The organism is Klebsiella sp. ZJOU C1 (assembly GCF_035620215.1).
Taxonomy (GTDB): Bacteria; Pseudomonadota; Gammaproteobacteria; order Enterobacterales; family Enterobacteriaceae; genus Klebsiella; species Klebsiella variicola.
In genome coordinates this window covers 1,835,866-1,849,734 of the sequence record NZ_CP141644.1, presented here as the reverse complement: position 1 = coordinate 1,849,734, position 13,869 = coordinate 1,835,866, and the positions used below count along the sequence as shown (strand labels likewise).

Below are 13,869 nucleotides of genomic sequence, written 5' to 3'. Positions count from 1 at the left end.
TAAAAGACGGCCCCAGGGACTAGGTGATAAAACTGGCAATTACTGGACTATTGTACACACAATATTTTTTTATGCCCGCCATCACAATTCCACCCTGTTAGCGCTCATCTCTCCTGTCATCACTAAGATTTGAGGTGGATCGCAATTCTTTTCTCACCTTACAAATATCCAGTAAATGCACTTTTTCTCTACTGTTTAATACCCCGCCCTTTTTCTAATGTTGAGGCATCAATACTGTCACGGGCCCTACAGCGCTCAGGAGCAAGCAATGAACGAACTGGTGCAAATACTAAAAAATACCCGCCAGCATCTGATGACCGGCGTGTCACATATGATCCCCTTCGTGGTCTCCGGCGGGATCCTGCTGGCGGTCTCCGTCATGTTGTATGGCAAAGGCGCGGTACCCGATGCCGCCACCGACCCTAATCTGAAGAAACTTTTTGATATCGGCGTCGCCGGGCTGACGCTGATGGTGCCCTTTCTCGCCGCCTACATCGGCTACTCCATTTCTGACCGCGCCGCGCTGGCCCCCTGCGCCATCGGCGCCTGGGTGGGCAACAGCTTTGGCGCCGGTTTCTTCGGCGCGCTGATCGCCGGCATGATTGGCGGCCTGGTGGTCTATTACCTGAAAAAAATCCCCGTACATAAAGTTCTGCGCTCGGTGATGCCGATTTTCATCATTCCCATCGTCGGCACCTTCATCACCGCCGGGATCATGATGTGGGGGCTTGGCGAGCCGGTTGGCGCGCTGACCGCTAACCTGACCGGCTGGCTGCAGGGGATGCGCGAGGGCAGCATCGTGGTGCTGGCCATCATTATGGGTCTGATGCTGGCCTTTGATATGGGCGGCCCGGTGAACAAAGTAGCCTACGCCTTCATGCTGATTTGCGTTTCGCAGGGCGTCTACAGCGTGGTGGCTATCGCTGCCGTCGGTATCGCCGTACCGCCGCTGGGCATGGGGCTGGCGACGCTGATTGGCCGCAAATATTTCACCGCCGAAGAGCGGGAAACCGGCAAAGCCGCGCTGGTGATGGGCTGTGTCGGCGTGACCGAAGGGGCGATTCCCTTTGCCGCCGCGGATCCGCTGCGCGTCATTCCGGCCAATATGATTGGCGCCGCCAGCGGCTGCGTCACCGCCGCGCTGATGGGCGCCCAGTGTTACGCCGGCTGGGGCGGGCTCATCGTGCTGCCGGTGGTCCAGGGCAAGCTCGGGTTTGTTGCCGCGCTGCTGGTCGGCGCCTGCGTCAGCGCTGCCTGCGTCATCCTGCTGAAAGCCTTCGCCAAAAAGAAACCCACTGACGTCGCCGCTGACGATGAACTAGACCTTGATTTCGAAATTAACTAACAGACTGGAAGGAACAGATTATGACCCACATTATCGCTGTCACCGCCTGCCCGTCGGGCGTGGCTCACACCTACATGGCCGCTGAATCGCTGGAAAGCGCCGCCAAAGCCAAAGGCTGGCAGGTCAAGGTTGAAACGCAGGGTTCCATTGGCATTGAAAACGAACTGACGGCGGAGGAGATTGCCGCCGCCGATATGGTCATTCTAACCAAAGATATCGGCATCAAATTCGAAGAGCGTTTTGCCGGGAAAACTATCGTGCGCGTCAATATCAGCGATGCGGTCAAGCGCGCCGACGCCATCATGAACAAGATAGACAGCCACCTTTCCCAGAGCGCCTGAAGCCTTAAAAGGGCGCCTTCGCGCCCTTCGCCACAACATGGAGTTTATCATGACGAATCGTACCCAACGCCTGAAAGCCAGCCTGTTCGCCCAGCCGCGCGAAATCTCCCTTGAGCGCGCATTACTCTACACTGCCAGCCATCGGCAGACGGAGGGCGAGCCGGTGATTATCCGCCGGGCGAAAGCCACCGCGTGGATCCTCGATAAGGTGATGATTTCGATTCGTGAGGATGAACTGATCGCCGGCAACCGCACCGTCAAACCGCGGGCAGGGATTATGTCGCCCGAGATGGACCCCTACTGGCTGCTCAACGAGCTCGACGCCTTTCCGACCCGACCACAGGACCGCTTCGCGATAAGCGAAGAAGATAAGCAAATCTACCGCGAAGCGCTGTACCCCTACTGGGAAAAGCGTTCAATGAAAGATTTCATCAACGGCCAGATGACTGAAGAGGTCAAGGCCGCCGTCAACACCCAGATATTCAGCGTGAACCAGACCGATAAAGGCCAGGGCCATATCATCATCGACTATCCACGGCTGCTGAATCATGGCCTTGGCGCCCTGGTCGCCGAACTCAAAACGCACTGCGCCCGGCAACCGGAGAACCCCTTTTATCAGGCGGTACTGATCCTGCTGGAAGCTTCCCAGCGCCATATTCTGCGCTACGCCGCGCTGGCAGAGGAGATGGCTGGGCACTGTCAGGACCCGCAGCGTCAGCAGGAGCTGTTAACCATCGCCGCTATTTCGCGCCACAACGCGCAGCACCGGCCAACGGATTTCCCCCAGGCCTGCCAGCTGTTCTGGTATATGAATATCATTCTGCAGTACGAATCCAATGCCAGCTCGATTTCGCTGGGGCGTTTTGACCAGTATATGCTGCCGTTTTATCAGGCATCGCTGAATCAGGGTCAGGATCCCGCGTATCTCAAGGAGTTGCTGGAGTCGCTGTGGGTGAAATGCAACGATATCGTCCTGCTACGCTCCTCCAGCAGCGCGCGCTATTTCGCGGGTTTTCCCACCGGCTATACCGCCCTGCTCGGCGGGCTGACGGACACCGGGCGCAGCGCGGTCAACGTGCTGTCATTTTTATGCCTCGACGCCTATCAAAACGTTCAGCTGCCGCAGCCGAATCTGGGCGTGCGGGTCAACGAGCTGATTGATCGCCCGTTCCTGCGTAAAACCGCTGAGACCATTCGCCTGGGTACCGGGATCCCGCAGATTTTCAACGATGAGGTGGTCGTGCCGGCCTTCCTTAACCGCGGCGTGTCGCTGGAAGATGCCCGCGATTACGCGGTGGTCGGCTGCGTGGAGCTCTCTATTCCAGGGCGCACCTACGGCCTGCATGATATCGCCATGTTTAATCTGCTGAAGGTGATGGAAATTGTGCTGCAGGAAAATGAACATCAGCCTGACGTCAGCTGGGACGGCCTTATCTGCCAGATCCGCGACAAAATTCGCCATTACATCAAGCTGATGGTCGAGGGCAGCAACATTTGCGATATCGGCCACCGCGACTGGGCGCCGGTCCCGCTGCTCTCCTCGTTCATTGAAGATTGCGTGCAGCACGGCAAAGATATCACCGCCGGCGGCGCGCGCTATAACTTCTCCGGCGTCCAGGGTATCGGGATCGCTAACCTGAGCGATTCGCTGTACGCCCTGAAGGGTATGGTCTTCGACCAGCAGCGTCTCAGCTTTGACCAACTGATGGCCGTGCTGAAAGCCAATTTCCAGACGCCGGAAGGGGAAAAAATCCGCGCCCGGCTGATTAACCGTTTTGACAAATACGGCAACGATATCGACGATGTCGACAATATTAGCGCCGATCTGCTGCGTTTTTACTGCAAAGAAGTCGAGCAGTATCTGAACCCGCGCGGCGGCCATTTTACCCCCGGCTCCTACACCGTCTCCGCGCACGTGCCGCTGGGTTCGGTGGTGGGCGCCACCCCGGACGGGCGACTGGCCGGCGAACAGCTGGCGGACGGCGGCCTGTCGCCGATGGTCGGTCAGGATTCCCAGGGGCCGACGGCAGTGCTGAAATCGGTCAGCAAGCTGGATAACTATCTGCTGTCGAACGGTACGCTGCTGAACGTCAAATTCACTCCGGCAACGCTGGCCGGCGACGGCGGCCTGAACAAACTGGCCGATTTTTTACAGGCCTTCTGCAAGCTCAAGCTGCAGCATATTCAGTTCAACGTGGTCAATGCCGACACCCTGCGTGAAGCGCAGCAGCGGCCGCAGGACTTTGCCGGTCTGGTGGTACGGGTCGCGGGCTACAGCGCCTTCTTTGTTGAGCTGTCGAAGGAGATTCAGGATGACATTATCCGCCGCACCGCGCATCAGCTGTGAGGTCATCGACACGCGCGCCGATCGGGCGCGTATTTTTAACCTCCAGCGCTACTCGCTCAACGATGGCCAGGGGATCCGCACGGTGGTCTTTTTTAAAGGCTGCCCTCATACCTGCCCGTGGTGCGCCAATCCCGAATCAATTTCACCCAGGATTCAGACCCTGCGCCGGGAGAGTAAATGCCTGCGCTGCACCCGCTGCCAGCAGGACGTCGCCGAATGTCCGTCCGGAGCGTGGGAACAGATTGGCCGCGATGTGACGCTGGATAACCTGTTGCAGGAGGTGCTAAAGGATGAGGTCTTCTTTCGCGCCTCCGGCGGCGGCGTCACCCTCTCCGGGGGCGAAGTGCTCATGCAGGCCGGGTTTGCCGCCCGCTTTCTCCAGCGCCTGCGCCAGTGGGGGATCCGCACCGCCATCGAAACCGCGGGCGACGGCGCTTTTGACCGCTTCCTGCCGGTGGCCGAAGCCTGCAATGAAGTGCTGTTTGATTTTAAAATCATGGAACCTGAGCGGGCGCGGTCGCTGCTGCGAATGAATCAGCCACGGGTGCTGGACAATTTTCGCCAGCTGGCGGCGAGAAAAATCAACCTGATCCCGCGGGTGCCGCTGATCCCGGGCTACACACTGAATACCGATAATTTTCGCCAGATTCTGGCGTTCCTCGCCCCTTTCGCGCTAAAAGAAATGCACCTGTTGCCGTTTCATCAATATGGCGAGCCCAAATACCGTCTGCTGGGCAAACCCTGGACGCTGGCCAGCGTGAAAGCGCCTGACGAAGCGGAAATTCAACCATATCGGGTGATGGCCGAAGCGGCCGGTTTCCACGTCACTATCGGCGGTTAACGCCAGGAGGATGTTATGGACTTCAATATTGTCGCCGTCACCGCCTGCGTCAGCGGCGTGGCGCATACCTACATGGCCGCCGAACGACTGGAAAAGGTCGGTCATCATGAAAAATGGCACCTGAAGGTGGAAACCCAGGGGGCGCTCGGCGTAGAAAATCGGATCACCGCGGAAGATATCGCCCGCGCCGAAGTGGTGCTGCTGGTGACGGATATCGAAATCGACGACCCTCATCGCTTTCGCGGCCTGCGGACGATTAAAACCAGCATCAAGAGCTTCCTGCTGCAGCCGCAGCAGATCGTCGAGGCCGTGAAAAGCATCATGAAAAAGCCGGTCGTCTATGTAGAACTTCCCTGACCGGCGACAGACCTTATTCTACATCCAGCAGCCACTTTTGCGCCGGCGTCAGGCGGCTTGCCGTCTCCGGCGTGAGCCAACGCCGCTGGTCCTGCTGCGGCGTATCCGCACGATCGATATATAACCCATGCAGTACGCGTCTTCTGCTGCCTTCACGATTACGGGTGCCGCCGTGCCAGGCGTGGGCGTTGTAGATCATCACGCTGCCAGCCGGCGCGGCAAACACAATCTCATCGGGATGGGCCTCTTCCGGGTCGGCCAGCACCTCCTCCGGTAACTCGGGGCGGAGGTGGGTACCAGGAATGATCCGCGGCGCGCCGTTGGCGGCGCTCAAATCGTCTATCGCCCAGATGGTATTCACCAGGTGGACTTTGGGAAAATCCGGGCGCGGCTTTTTCCAGTCGGCGTGCAGCGGCTGGTGGCCGCCGTTATACAGCGCCTCGCGGGCGTTCAGGCTGGAGACTTTAAAATCCCCGTTGAAGATATAGCGACAAGCGGAGAGGATCAGCGGGTGTGACCAGACTTTCTCCCAGATAACCCCCTTATTAATCAGGTTAGCGATCCGCGTCGCCGTCGCCTCCTGATGGTGCTCCATCGCCAGATTATCGCCTTCGCGTTCAACCTGGGTGTCAATGAGCAGGCGCATTTCGCTCAGCCACTGGGCGTCAACGACGTTATGCACGACGGTGTAGCCGAGGGTGTCGAGCTCGTGTTTCATTTGCGCGCTGAGCGTCTGGCTGGCGCCTAACGCATCGAGAAAGTTAGCCGATGATGAGTTCATTTTACGTTCCTTTTTAACGTTCCGATAACACAAACAAACTCTACTGGTCCCTCCGCGGCATGACACGAGGCGAGCGCTACAAAAAACTGGACATACGTACGCGAGCCCACAAAGTGTGATGGACATCAATAATCTCTTTTCCGGCGATGCATGCGCTACAGCTGGCCGGCAATCCGCTGCGCAAAATGGCTAAACTAACGCTGCCGGGAAGGAAAAAATAGATTACCATCAACAGGATAATGCGCATGCTGAGGGCAAAGAATGATTGAAGAGCTGCCGGATATACTGCATCGGTTAATCGGTCAAAAAGATCACCTACAGGTGAGATTTCCTGAGCCGGATATCTCCGTGCCTGCCCTCGCCTTCAACGTGCCGTTTCCGCGTCTGGAAATTGTGCTGGAGGGCCAACTGAATGAACAGGGACTGCCGCTGGCCGCCTCGACGTTAACCACGCTGCAGGTACTGTACGTGCAGGCGGGGAAGTGGACGCTGCCGCAGTGGACCGGTCCGGCCACTACCCTGAGCATTCTGTTTGGTCGGCAGAAACTGGGATTCAGTATTCAGCGCTGGGACGGAAAAAGCCTGTACACGGAAAAACAGAGCGTTTCCCGGCTTGGGCCGCGCGTGGGTTCCTACCTGTTGCTGAGCCTGAATGAAGTCAGCCTGCAGCCCGATCCGCTGACCGCGCGACTGGTGATCGCCGCGCTGCTGAGTCATTGTCGTGAACAGCTGGTCGGGCTGGAGATGCGCGTCAGCCGCAGCCGGGATCTGTTTCTCGCCGTCCAGGACTACCTCGAGGAAAATCTCAGTCTACCGCTGACGCGGGAATCGGTAGCCAAACGTTTTCACATCACGCCCAACTATCTTTCGCATATTTTTCAGAAATCAGGCTCGGTGGGATTTAATGAATATCTGACCCGTGTCCGTCTGGAAAAGGCGAAGCAGCTATTGCGCGGCTATGACCTGAAGGTGAAAGAGATTGCGCACAATTGCGGCTTTGTCGACAGCAACTATTTTTGCCGGGTTTTTAAACGCTACACAGAACGCTCGCCATCGGAGTATCGGCGACACTGCCGTAGCGCGCAGCAGGCCTAACCTGCCGCACCGGCAGATGGCGCCCACTCCACGCGGCCGCGGCCGTTATGCTTGGCCTTGTACAGCGCCTCGTCGACTTTACGGATAAACGTCTCCTGCGCTTCGCCTGGCCGCCAGGTTCCGACGCCAATGCTGATCGACAGCGGCGTCTGATGATTGATCAGGATGGTGCGAGCGTTAGCAAGGATCGACTGCGCCAGAGCGTGCAGCTCGGGCTCCGACAGGCCATCGACGATAATGGCGAACTCTTCCCCACCGATCCGCGCCGGCTGGACCTGCTCGCTGGTTAGTTTCGCCAGCTGTTTCCCCAGCGAAAATAACACTTCATCCCCCACCAGGTGGCCCCAGCTATCGTTGATTTTCTTAAAAAAATCGATATCCAGAATCATGAGTCCCAGCGCATGCCCGGACTTCTCGCGAATGGTATCAATGAAAAAACGCCGGTTGGGTAACTGGGTCAGTTCATCCTTCAGGGATTGCGAGCGCGCATCGACGTACAGCAAATTGATTCGCTCAATAATTTTGTAGACCCCCACCACGGTCAGCAGCATCCCGGAGAGGCGCAGCAGATCTTCGCAGTAGTAGCCCATCCAGCGCGGCTGAACCACGATCTCATCCATCACATCAAAGGTGCCGCCGGCAATCCACAACAGCAGCCCATAGCGTACCCAGTTGACGGCAATGTGGCTCATCCGCACCTTCGCCGAGCTCCACAGCATAAACACCAGAAACAACAACGCCAGCAGATCGATATAGAGGCCGGGGTTAGTCAGGATCTCGTGTCGTGTACCGACCGGAGGCGACACCAGGGCGCAGCCGACAGCAACAGCGACGATAACCAGCAGCGCAGGCAGGAGCGTCACCCGGGCCACAGCGGCCGGGCCGGGGCGATTCGCAGGAGTATGGAGTTCAGGCATAGCGGTGTCTCATGGTAACAACAGGGCCGATCGCGAGACAGGATAACAGTTAAGCGTAGCGGGACGAATGAAAAAGCGACGGTTCGGTAAAATGGCGGGAACTGGACTGACCCCGCGGAATTGTTCCAACGTACTACCACTCCATGGCGACGAGGTCAGTGGCGCGGATACTAGCGGCTTCATCCGCCATCTAATTAGCTTTCCGTGCGGCGCCGTCGATAGCCGGCGCCGCCTGCTCAGGGATTAGCCGCTAAACACTCGCGCCTTGCCGCTGACCGTCAGTCTCACCATCGCGCCGGGCTGCCACGCCGGCTGGCTCACGGTTCGCAGGACAATCGGCCGCTCGTGCCCAGCCATCGACAGCGTCAACGTGGAAAGCTGGCCTGAGAAATCGACATCGCGGATAATGGCGGTACTTTCCTGCGGCCCGCTCACACTGACGCTCAGCTGTTCCGGACGCAGCATCACCCTACCTTCGCCAGCAGGATGCAGTGCGTCCGTCGCCAGGTCCCCCAGCGCGCAGCTTGCCCGGCCGGGGCTAAGGCGTGCGGGGAGGATCAGGGCATCGCCAAGAAATAACGCCGTCTCTTCATCCACCGGCTGCGAGTAAACCGTCAGCGGGGTTCCAACCTGGGCGAAGCGCCCCTGACGCATTACCGCCACCTGCGTAGCGAACGACAGCGCCTCGTTCTGGTCATGAGTCACCAGAATCGAGGCGATCCCCGTCTCGGCCAGCAGGTCCGCCGTCGCTTTGCGTGTGCTGGCGCGCAGCCCGGTATCCAGTGCAGAAAACGGCTCATCCAGCAGCATCAGCGCCGGCTGCTGAGCCAGCGCGCGGGCCAGGGCAACACGCTGCTGCTGGCCACCGGAAATTTCGTGTGGCCAGTGACTCGCCAGACCAGGGTCGAGGGCGACCATCTCCATTAGCGCCCCCACGCGGCGACGCTTCTCCTCACGGCTGGCGTCGAGCCCCCAGGCGATATTGTCCGCAACATTAAGATGAGGAAACAGCGCCCCTTCCTGCGGAACATAGCCGATCCGTCGCTGGTGGGCGGGGACAAACACACCGTCGGCAAACAGAGACTTACCGTGCATGACGATCCGCCCGCGATCGGGCGTTTCAAAACCGGCGAGAATGCGCAGCAACGTGGTCTTCCCCGAGCCGGACGGACCAACAATGGCCGTCCGGCTCCCCGGCGCTACGGTCAGATTGAGATTATCGAGGACCAGCGCATCAGCGAAGGATTTCGAAATAGAAGACAATTCCAGCATGTTACAACCCTGCCATTTTTTTCGACTGCATATAAAGAACCGCGGTCAGCGGCAGCGAAATGACGATCATCAACAGCGCGTACGGTGCCGCCGCTACGTAGTCGATCTCACTGGTTAACGCCCAGAAACCGGTCGACAAGGTGCGGGTGCCTAACGGCGAAAGCAGTAGCGTGGCGGTGAGCTCATTGCTGACGCCAAGGAACACCAGCGCGGCACCTGCGGCCGCGCCCGGCGCGGCAAGCCGCATAGTGATACTCCACAGGGCGCGGGCCGGACTGCGTCCGAGACTACGGGCAACGTTTTCCAGCTCCACCGGCGCCTGCGCGATACCGGCGCGCAGGTTAATCAGCGCACGCGGCATAAACATCAACAGATAGGCCAGAAACAGCGTCACTTCGGTCTGGTACACCGGACGGGCGTAGTGGATGGTGACCGTCACCAGCGCCAGCGCGGTGACGATGCCGGGCAGCGAGCTGGTGATGTAATTACACCCCTCCAGCAGGCGGAACAGCGGGCGCGGATAGCGCACGCCGAGCCACGCAATGGGGATCGCGCAAACCGTTGTCAGCAGCGCCCCGCCCGCCCCCAGGAGCAGGGTCTGGCGCAGAGAATGCCAGAGATCGGCATGCAGCCAGTTGTCGATGCCGCCCAGCCATAGCCAGCGGCACAGGACCAGTAAGGGAACCCCCATCGCCAGCATCACCAGCAGCAGAAGCAGTAGCTGCGCGCCAAAAGCGGCCCCTTTACCCAGCACAAGCCGCTTCTGCTCGCGGGCCGCCCCGGCGCCGATACGCGCGTAACGCGCTTTACCGCGTGAGGCGCTCTCAAGCAGCAGGATCGCCAGGCAGCACAAGGCCAGCACGCCTGCCAGCATATTGGCGGCCGGACCGCTGAAGGTCGACTGGAACTGATCGTAAATAGCGGTCGTGAAGGTATCGAAGCGGATCATCACATACAGGCCATATTCCGCCAGCAGATGCAGGGCCACCAGCAGCGCACCGCCGCAGATTGCCAGACGCAGCTGCGGGAGCACCACCCGGAAGAACACTTTCCACGGCGGCGTGCCCAGCGACGCGGCGACATCTTCAAGGGTGGGATCGAGGCGGCGCAGCACGGCCGCCACCGGCATATAAATAAACGGATAGTAGGCGAGCACCGAGAGAAACACCCCGGCGGAGAGGCCATGCAGCGAAGGCACGGCACTGACCCAGGCGTAGCTCTGGACAAAGGCCGGGATCGCCAGCGGGGCTACCGCCAGCGCCGACCACAGCTGCCGACCGGCAAGGGCAGTACGTTCCGTCAGCCAGGCCAGCGTCACGCCGAGCACAATGCTGATGGGGACCGCCAGCACCGTCAGCCACAGGGTATTGCTGAGCAGCTCCCCTACCCGCGGACGAAAGACCAGCGCTTTAATGGTCGGCCAGCCGGTGTCGAACCCAACCGCCACCACAAACCCTAACGGCAACAGCGCCAGCAATGAAAACAGCAGCGCTAACGCCACCATCGGAAATGCAGGACGCCTGCGCTCGGGCAGGCGTCCTGTTTTCTTTCCGAGCGACAAACTCAGAACAGACATAGCAACATCACTTCCTCAGGATCAGAGCAGGCCAGCCTGCGTCATCAGCTCAATGACCTTTTTACTGTTCAGCGAGGAAGGTTCTACCTTCGGTGCATCCAGATCTTTCAGCGGGGTCAGTTTCGGGTTAGAGGCCGCATCTACCCCCACGGCATACTCGAAGGCGTTATTGGTGCGCAGTGCATCCTGCCCCTGCTTGCCGGTGATCCATTTAATAAAGGCCTGCGCCTGCGCCTTATGTTTGCTGGAAGCCAGCACACCGCCTCCGGAAATGCTGACGAAGGCGCCCGGATCCTGGTGTTTGAAGTAATACAGTTGGGTGTTTTTGCTGTTCTCGCCGGTTTTGGACTGATCGACGAAGCGATAGTAGTGGTAGATCACCCCGCCGTCGATCTGTCCGGCGTTGACCGCTTTCATCACCGTGCTGTTGCCTTTATAGGCGACAAAGTTGGTTTTCATCGCCTTCAGCCAGTCGAGAGTCGCCTGCTCACCCTTCAGCGCCAGCATCGCGCTGACGATAGCCTGGAAATCAGCCCCCGATGGCGAAGCCGCCCAGCGCCCTTTCCACTCCGGTTTTGCCAGATCCATCAGGGAATGCGGCAGCTGCGCCTCGCTGATTTTCGCCGGGTTGTAGACGAAAACGGTGCTGCGCGCGGCGATGCCGATCCAGCGCCCATGCTGCGGACGGTACTGCGCCGGAACCTGCTGCAGGGTGGCGGCATCCAGCGGGGCGAAAAGTTTGGCATTATCGACCAGCACCATCGACGGCGAGTTCTCGGTCAGAAACACATCGGCCGGCGACGCGGAGCCTTCCTGAACCAGCTGATTACCCAGCTCACTGTCATCGCCATTGCGCAGCGTGACCTTAATACCGGTCTCTTTGGTGAATCCATCCACCCACGACTTCACCAGATTTTCGTGCTGGGCGTTGTAAACCACAATCCCGTTCTGAGCGTCAGCCGCCATCCCCTGCGGCGCCAGAAACAGAGAAGCGGCAACCAGCGCTGCCGTACGGAGGGGCGATAAGCGAAATTTCATGAACGCATCCTTAATGAAATAGGGCAAAAAACGGTAAATAGCCTGAGCGGAGAGGATTAAATCACAGCAAAAAAAGAATGATAATGAAAACAATTATCATAAACTTAAAAAAGCAAAAAATAGCGCCGGTCGGTTATTAGGGATTAGAAAATGCTTAAAACCATCCACTCCCGAAATTTAGATTAAGAAAACATTAAGCTGCGATTTTTTTATTACCTTCGTGACAGAACAGCCGCCTCTGCACGTTATCTGAGGTCTTTGCTGGCGGGTATTGTGATACTGATCATGTTTTTAATATGCGCCGTCATCACGAAAGATATCCCCCTTCTACGATCATTAAAAAGCCTTTACCGTCAGAGGGATGATTAACTTTATGCACACTCACCCTGGCACGCACGATAAATGAAAGAGATAAAGCGGCGAAACGCATGGATTGCCTTTTCCCTGGCGCTGGTGGTGTTTCTTGCTGGCGTGTTCGTCATTAACTGGCAACTGTGGCATTCGGACCAGGCGACTCATGTCGCGGCCGCCCGTCAGGCGGCGAAAAAGATCGCAGCCATTCTGGATGAGGCCCATGCGGCGACGGCCACGGCGCTGAACGTTAGCCGCAGCGGTTGCTCTGGTCAGGGTCAATTTCAGCTCGGAACGGAGGCCGCCCTGCAGCCTCATCTGCGCACTATTCTGCTGATAAAAGATGGCCAGGTGTGGTGCTCATCACTCCCCGGCAACCGAGTCCTGACGCTCCATCCGGAATCCTTGCCTGATGAGAAGCTGCAGCTGCTGCCCGCCAGGATGATGGTTAACAAGCGGCCGGTGCTGATCTATCATACGCGTTCAGCGCAGGTGAGAGTCATTGTCAGTATCAGCGACATCCATTTGCGCGATGCCTTGTATAGCGATGAGGATAACGCCGGACTGGCGCTCTCGGTCAACCATCAGATGATCGCCAGATATGGCGATGTGGGGCCGCTGAAAGCCAGCCCGCATCAGGATATATTTAGCTCACCGGACTACCCGTTTCGCATTATCTATCCCGAGTCGCCTTTTTTTAGCCCCAGTCGCTTATTTCAAAATGGCTTCGGTCTGCTGATTTTCATTTTCTCTGTCTCGCTATTATTTTATTTCCTGCTGCGCAAATACCTGAATGTCTATACCTCTGAAGAAGAAAACCTGCGCTACGCCATCGCCCAGGGGTATATCGTTCCCTTCTACCAGCCCGTCGTGAATGGGAAAACGGGGGAGATATACGGTGTGGAAATTCTCGCCCGCTGGAAAAATGCTACCACGCAGCGGCGTTCGCCCGCGGAATTTATTCCACTGGCCGAACGTACCGGCTTAATTATCCCGCTGACCCGCAGCCTGATGGCGCAGGTCGCCGCCCAGATGAATCCCATCTTCAGTAAGCTGCCGGATGGGTTTCATATTGGCCTGAATATCAGCGTGTCACACATTAACGCCCCGTCGTTTATCGATGACTGCCTGCACTATCAGCGCGGCTTTGAGGGGAAAGCGGTGAAGCTGATGCTGGAGATCACGGAGCAGGAGCCGCTGTTGCTCAACGACGCGGTCGTGGACAAGCTCAATACGTTACACTCCCGCGGGTTTTCCATCGCGCTGGACGACTTTGGCACCGGCTATTCCGGGCTTTCCTGTCTCCACGAGCTGATTTTCGACTATATCAAAATCGATCAGAGTTTTGTCGGCCGGGTAACCGGGGAGGCGCCGTCAAGCAAGCTGCTGGACTGCGTGATAGAGATGGCCCGGACGCTGTCACTGCGCATCATTGCCGAGGGTGTCGAAACCCAGGTCCAGCTGGAGTATCTCAATCGCCAGAATATTCATCTGCTGCAGGGCTACTATTTCTGGAAGCCGATGCCCTACGTCGCGCTGGTGATGCTCCTGCTGAGCAAACCGAAGGCGCGGATTGTCGAAGAATAAGCGAGCGACCCATCACCCGCG

The 13,869-nt window shown here is 58.2% G+C and carries 12 protein-coding genes and 1 pseudogene; 8 read left to right on the top strand and 5 right to left on the bottom strand.

All coding sequences use genetic code 11. The annotated features are described in order from the left end of the window. The first annotated feature begins 268 nt into the window (after positions 1 to 268). The 5 genes from SPE70_RS08650 to SPE70_RS08630 are packed head-to-tail and all read left to right on the top strand — an operon-like array spanning position 269 to position 5,231. Positions 269 to 1,345 (top strand): PTS fructose transporter subunit EIIC, encoded by a 1,077-nt coding sequence (locus SPE70_RS08650; RefSeq protein WP_008805917.1) that lies wholly within the window; start codon positions 269 to 271, stop codon positions 1,343 to 1,345. A gap of 20 nt (positions 1,346 to 1,365) precedes the next feature. Continuing rightward, a complete protein-coding gene (locus SPE70_RS08645; RefSeq protein WP_004179264.1) occupies positions 1,366 to 1,686 on the top strand; it encodes a PTS fructose-like transporter subunit IIB in 321 nt (106 codons plus the stop codon). A 49-nt stretch (positions 1,687 to 1,735) separates the two neighbouring features. Next, positions 1,736 to 4,033, top strand: a complete 2,298-nt coding sequence (locus SPE70_RS08640) for a formate C-acetyltransferase (RefSeq protein WP_012968600.1) — start codon at positions 1,736 to 1,738, stop codon at positions 4,031 to 4,033. Next, complete coding sequence (locus SPE70_RS08635) at positions 3,999 to 4,874, top strand: [formate-C-acetyltransferase]-activating enzyme (protein WP_008805914.1); 876 nt, start codon at positions 3,999 to 4,001, stop codon at positions 4,872 to 4,874. The genes SPE70_RS08640 and SPE70_RS08635 overlap by 35 nt, the downstream gene beginning before the upstream one ends. Before the next feature lie 15 nt (positions 4,875 to 4,889). After that, positions 4,890 to 5,231: a PTS fructose-like transporter subunit IIB gene (locus SPE70_RS08630; RefSeq protein ID WP_004179260.1), complete on the top strand. Its 342-nt coding sequence runs from the start codon at positions 4,890 to 4,892 to the stop codon at positions 5,229 to 5,231. A 13-nt stretch (positions 5,232 to 5,244) separates the two neighbouring features. On the opposite strand, the gene SPE70_RS08625 is transcribed toward SPE70_RS08630, so the two are convergent. Next, complete coding sequence (locus tag SPE70_RS08625; RefSeq protein ID WP_064170508.1) at positions 5,245 to 6,012, bottom strand: phytanoyl-CoA dioxygenase family protein; 768 nt, start codon at positions 6,010 to 6,012, stop codon at positions 5,245 to 5,247. Positions 6,013 to 6,273: 261 nt separating this feature from the next. Here SPE70_RS08625 and SPE70_RS08620 point away from each other — a divergent pair, with 261 nt between their 5' ends. Next, positions 6,274 to 7,107 carry a helix-turn-helix transcriptional regulator gene (locus tag SPE70_RS08620; RefSeq protein WP_055322989.1) on the top strand — a complete coding sequence of 278 codons (834 nt, stop codon included), beginning with the start codon at positions 6,274 to 6,276 and terminating at the stop codon, positions 7,105 to 7,107. Here SPE70_RS08620 and SPE70_RS08615 read toward each other — a convergent pair. The 4 genes from SPE70_RS08615 to SPE70_RS08600 form a co-directional block, all read right to left on the bottom strand. Then, positions 7,104 to 8,024, bottom strand: coding sequence for a GGDEF domain-containing protein (locus SPE70_RS08615; protein WP_008805910.1), 921 nt, complete (start codon positions 8,022 to 8,024; stop codon positions 7,104 to 7,106). The genes SPE70_RS08620 and SPE70_RS08615 overlap by 4 nt on opposite strands. Positions 8,025 to 8,267: 243 nt before the next feature. Next, complete coding sequence (locus SPE70_RS08610) at positions 8,268 to 9,296, bottom strand: ABC transporter ATP-binding protein (protein ID WP_023297343.1); 1,029 nt, start codon at positions 9,294 to 9,296, stop codon at positions 8,268 to 8,270. Between the two features lies 1 nt (position 9,297). Continuing rightward, positions 9,298 to 10,872 carry an ABC transporter permease gene (locus tag SPE70_RS08605; protein WP_008805909.1) on the bottom strand — a complete coding sequence of 525 codons (1,575 nt, stop codon included), beginning with the start codon at positions 10,870 to 10,872 and terminating at the stop codon, positions 9,298 to 9,300. A 21-nt stretch (positions 10,873 to 10,893) separates the two neighbouring features. After that, positions 10,894 to 11,910: an iron ABC transporter substrate-binding protein gene (locus SPE70_RS08600; RefSeq protein WP_004179245.1), complete on the bottom strand. Its 1,017-nt coding sequence runs from the start codon at positions 11,908 to 11,910 to the stop codon at positions 10,894 to 10,896. Positions 11,911 to 12,312: 402 nt separating this feature from the next. Here SPE70_RS08600 and SPE70_RS08595 point away from each other — a divergent pair. Beyond that, positions 12,313 to 12,918, top strand: a pseudogene (locus tag SPE70_RS08595) (CSS-motif domain-containing protein); the annotation flags it as partial. Positions 12,919 to 13,131: 213 nt separating this feature from the next. Then, positions 13,132 to 13,848 carry an EAL domain-containing protein gene (locus SPE70_RS08590; protein WP_229531910.1) on the top strand — a complete coding sequence of 239 codons (717 nt, stop codon included), beginning with the start codon at positions 13,132 to 13,134 and terminating at the stop codon, positions 13,846 to 13,848. Positions 13,849 to 13,869: the final 21 nt, after the last annotated feature.

Excerpts from the sequence above, each read along its gene's own strand:
- SPE70_RS08650 (WP_008805917.1), top strand. The coding sequence starts at position 269 with ATGAACGAACTGGTGCAAATACTAAAAAATACCCGCCAGCATCTGATG.
- SPE70_RS08645 (WP_004179264.1), top strand. The coding sequence starts at position 1,366 with ATGACCCACATTATCGCTGTCACCGCCTGCCCGTCGGGCGTGGCTCAC.
- SPE70_RS08640 (WP_012968600.1), top strand. The coding sequence starts at position 1,736 with ATGACGAATCGTACCCAACGCCTGAAAGCCAGCCTGTTCGCCCAGCCG.
- SPE70_RS08635 (WP_008805914.1), top strand. The coding sequence starts at position 3,999 with ATGACATTATCCGCCGCACCGCGCATCAGCTGTGAGGTCATCGACACG.
- SPE70_RS08630 (WP_004179260.1), top strand. The coding sequence starts at position 4,890 with ATGGACTTCAATATTGTCGCCGTCACCGCCTGCGTCAGCGGCGTGGCG.
- SPE70_RS08625 (WP_064170508.1), bottom strand. The coding sequence starts at position 6,012 with ATGAACTCATCATCGGCTAACTTTCTCGATGCGTTAGGCGCCAGCCAG.
- SPE70_RS08620 (WP_055322989.1), top strand. The coding sequence starts at position 6,274 with ATGATTGAAGAGCTGCCGGATATACTGCATCGGTTAATCGGTCAAAAA.
- SPE70_RS08615 (WP_008805910.1), bottom strand. The coding sequence starts at position 8,024 with ATGCCTGAACTCCATACTCCTGCGAATCGCCCCGGCCCGGCCGCTGTG.
- SPE70_RS08610 (WP_023297343.1), bottom strand. The coding sequence starts at position 9,296 with ATGCTGGAATTGTCTTCTATTTCGAAATCCTTCGCTGATGCGCTGGTC.
- SPE70_RS08605 (WP_008805909.1), bottom strand. The coding sequence starts at position 10,872 with ATGTCTGTTCTGAGTTTGTCGCTCGGAAAGAAAACAGGACGCCTGCCC.
- SPE70_RS08600 (WP_004179245.1), bottom strand. The coding sequence starts at position 11,910 with ATGAAATTTCGCTTATCGCCCCTCCGTACGGCAGCGCTGGTTGCCGCT.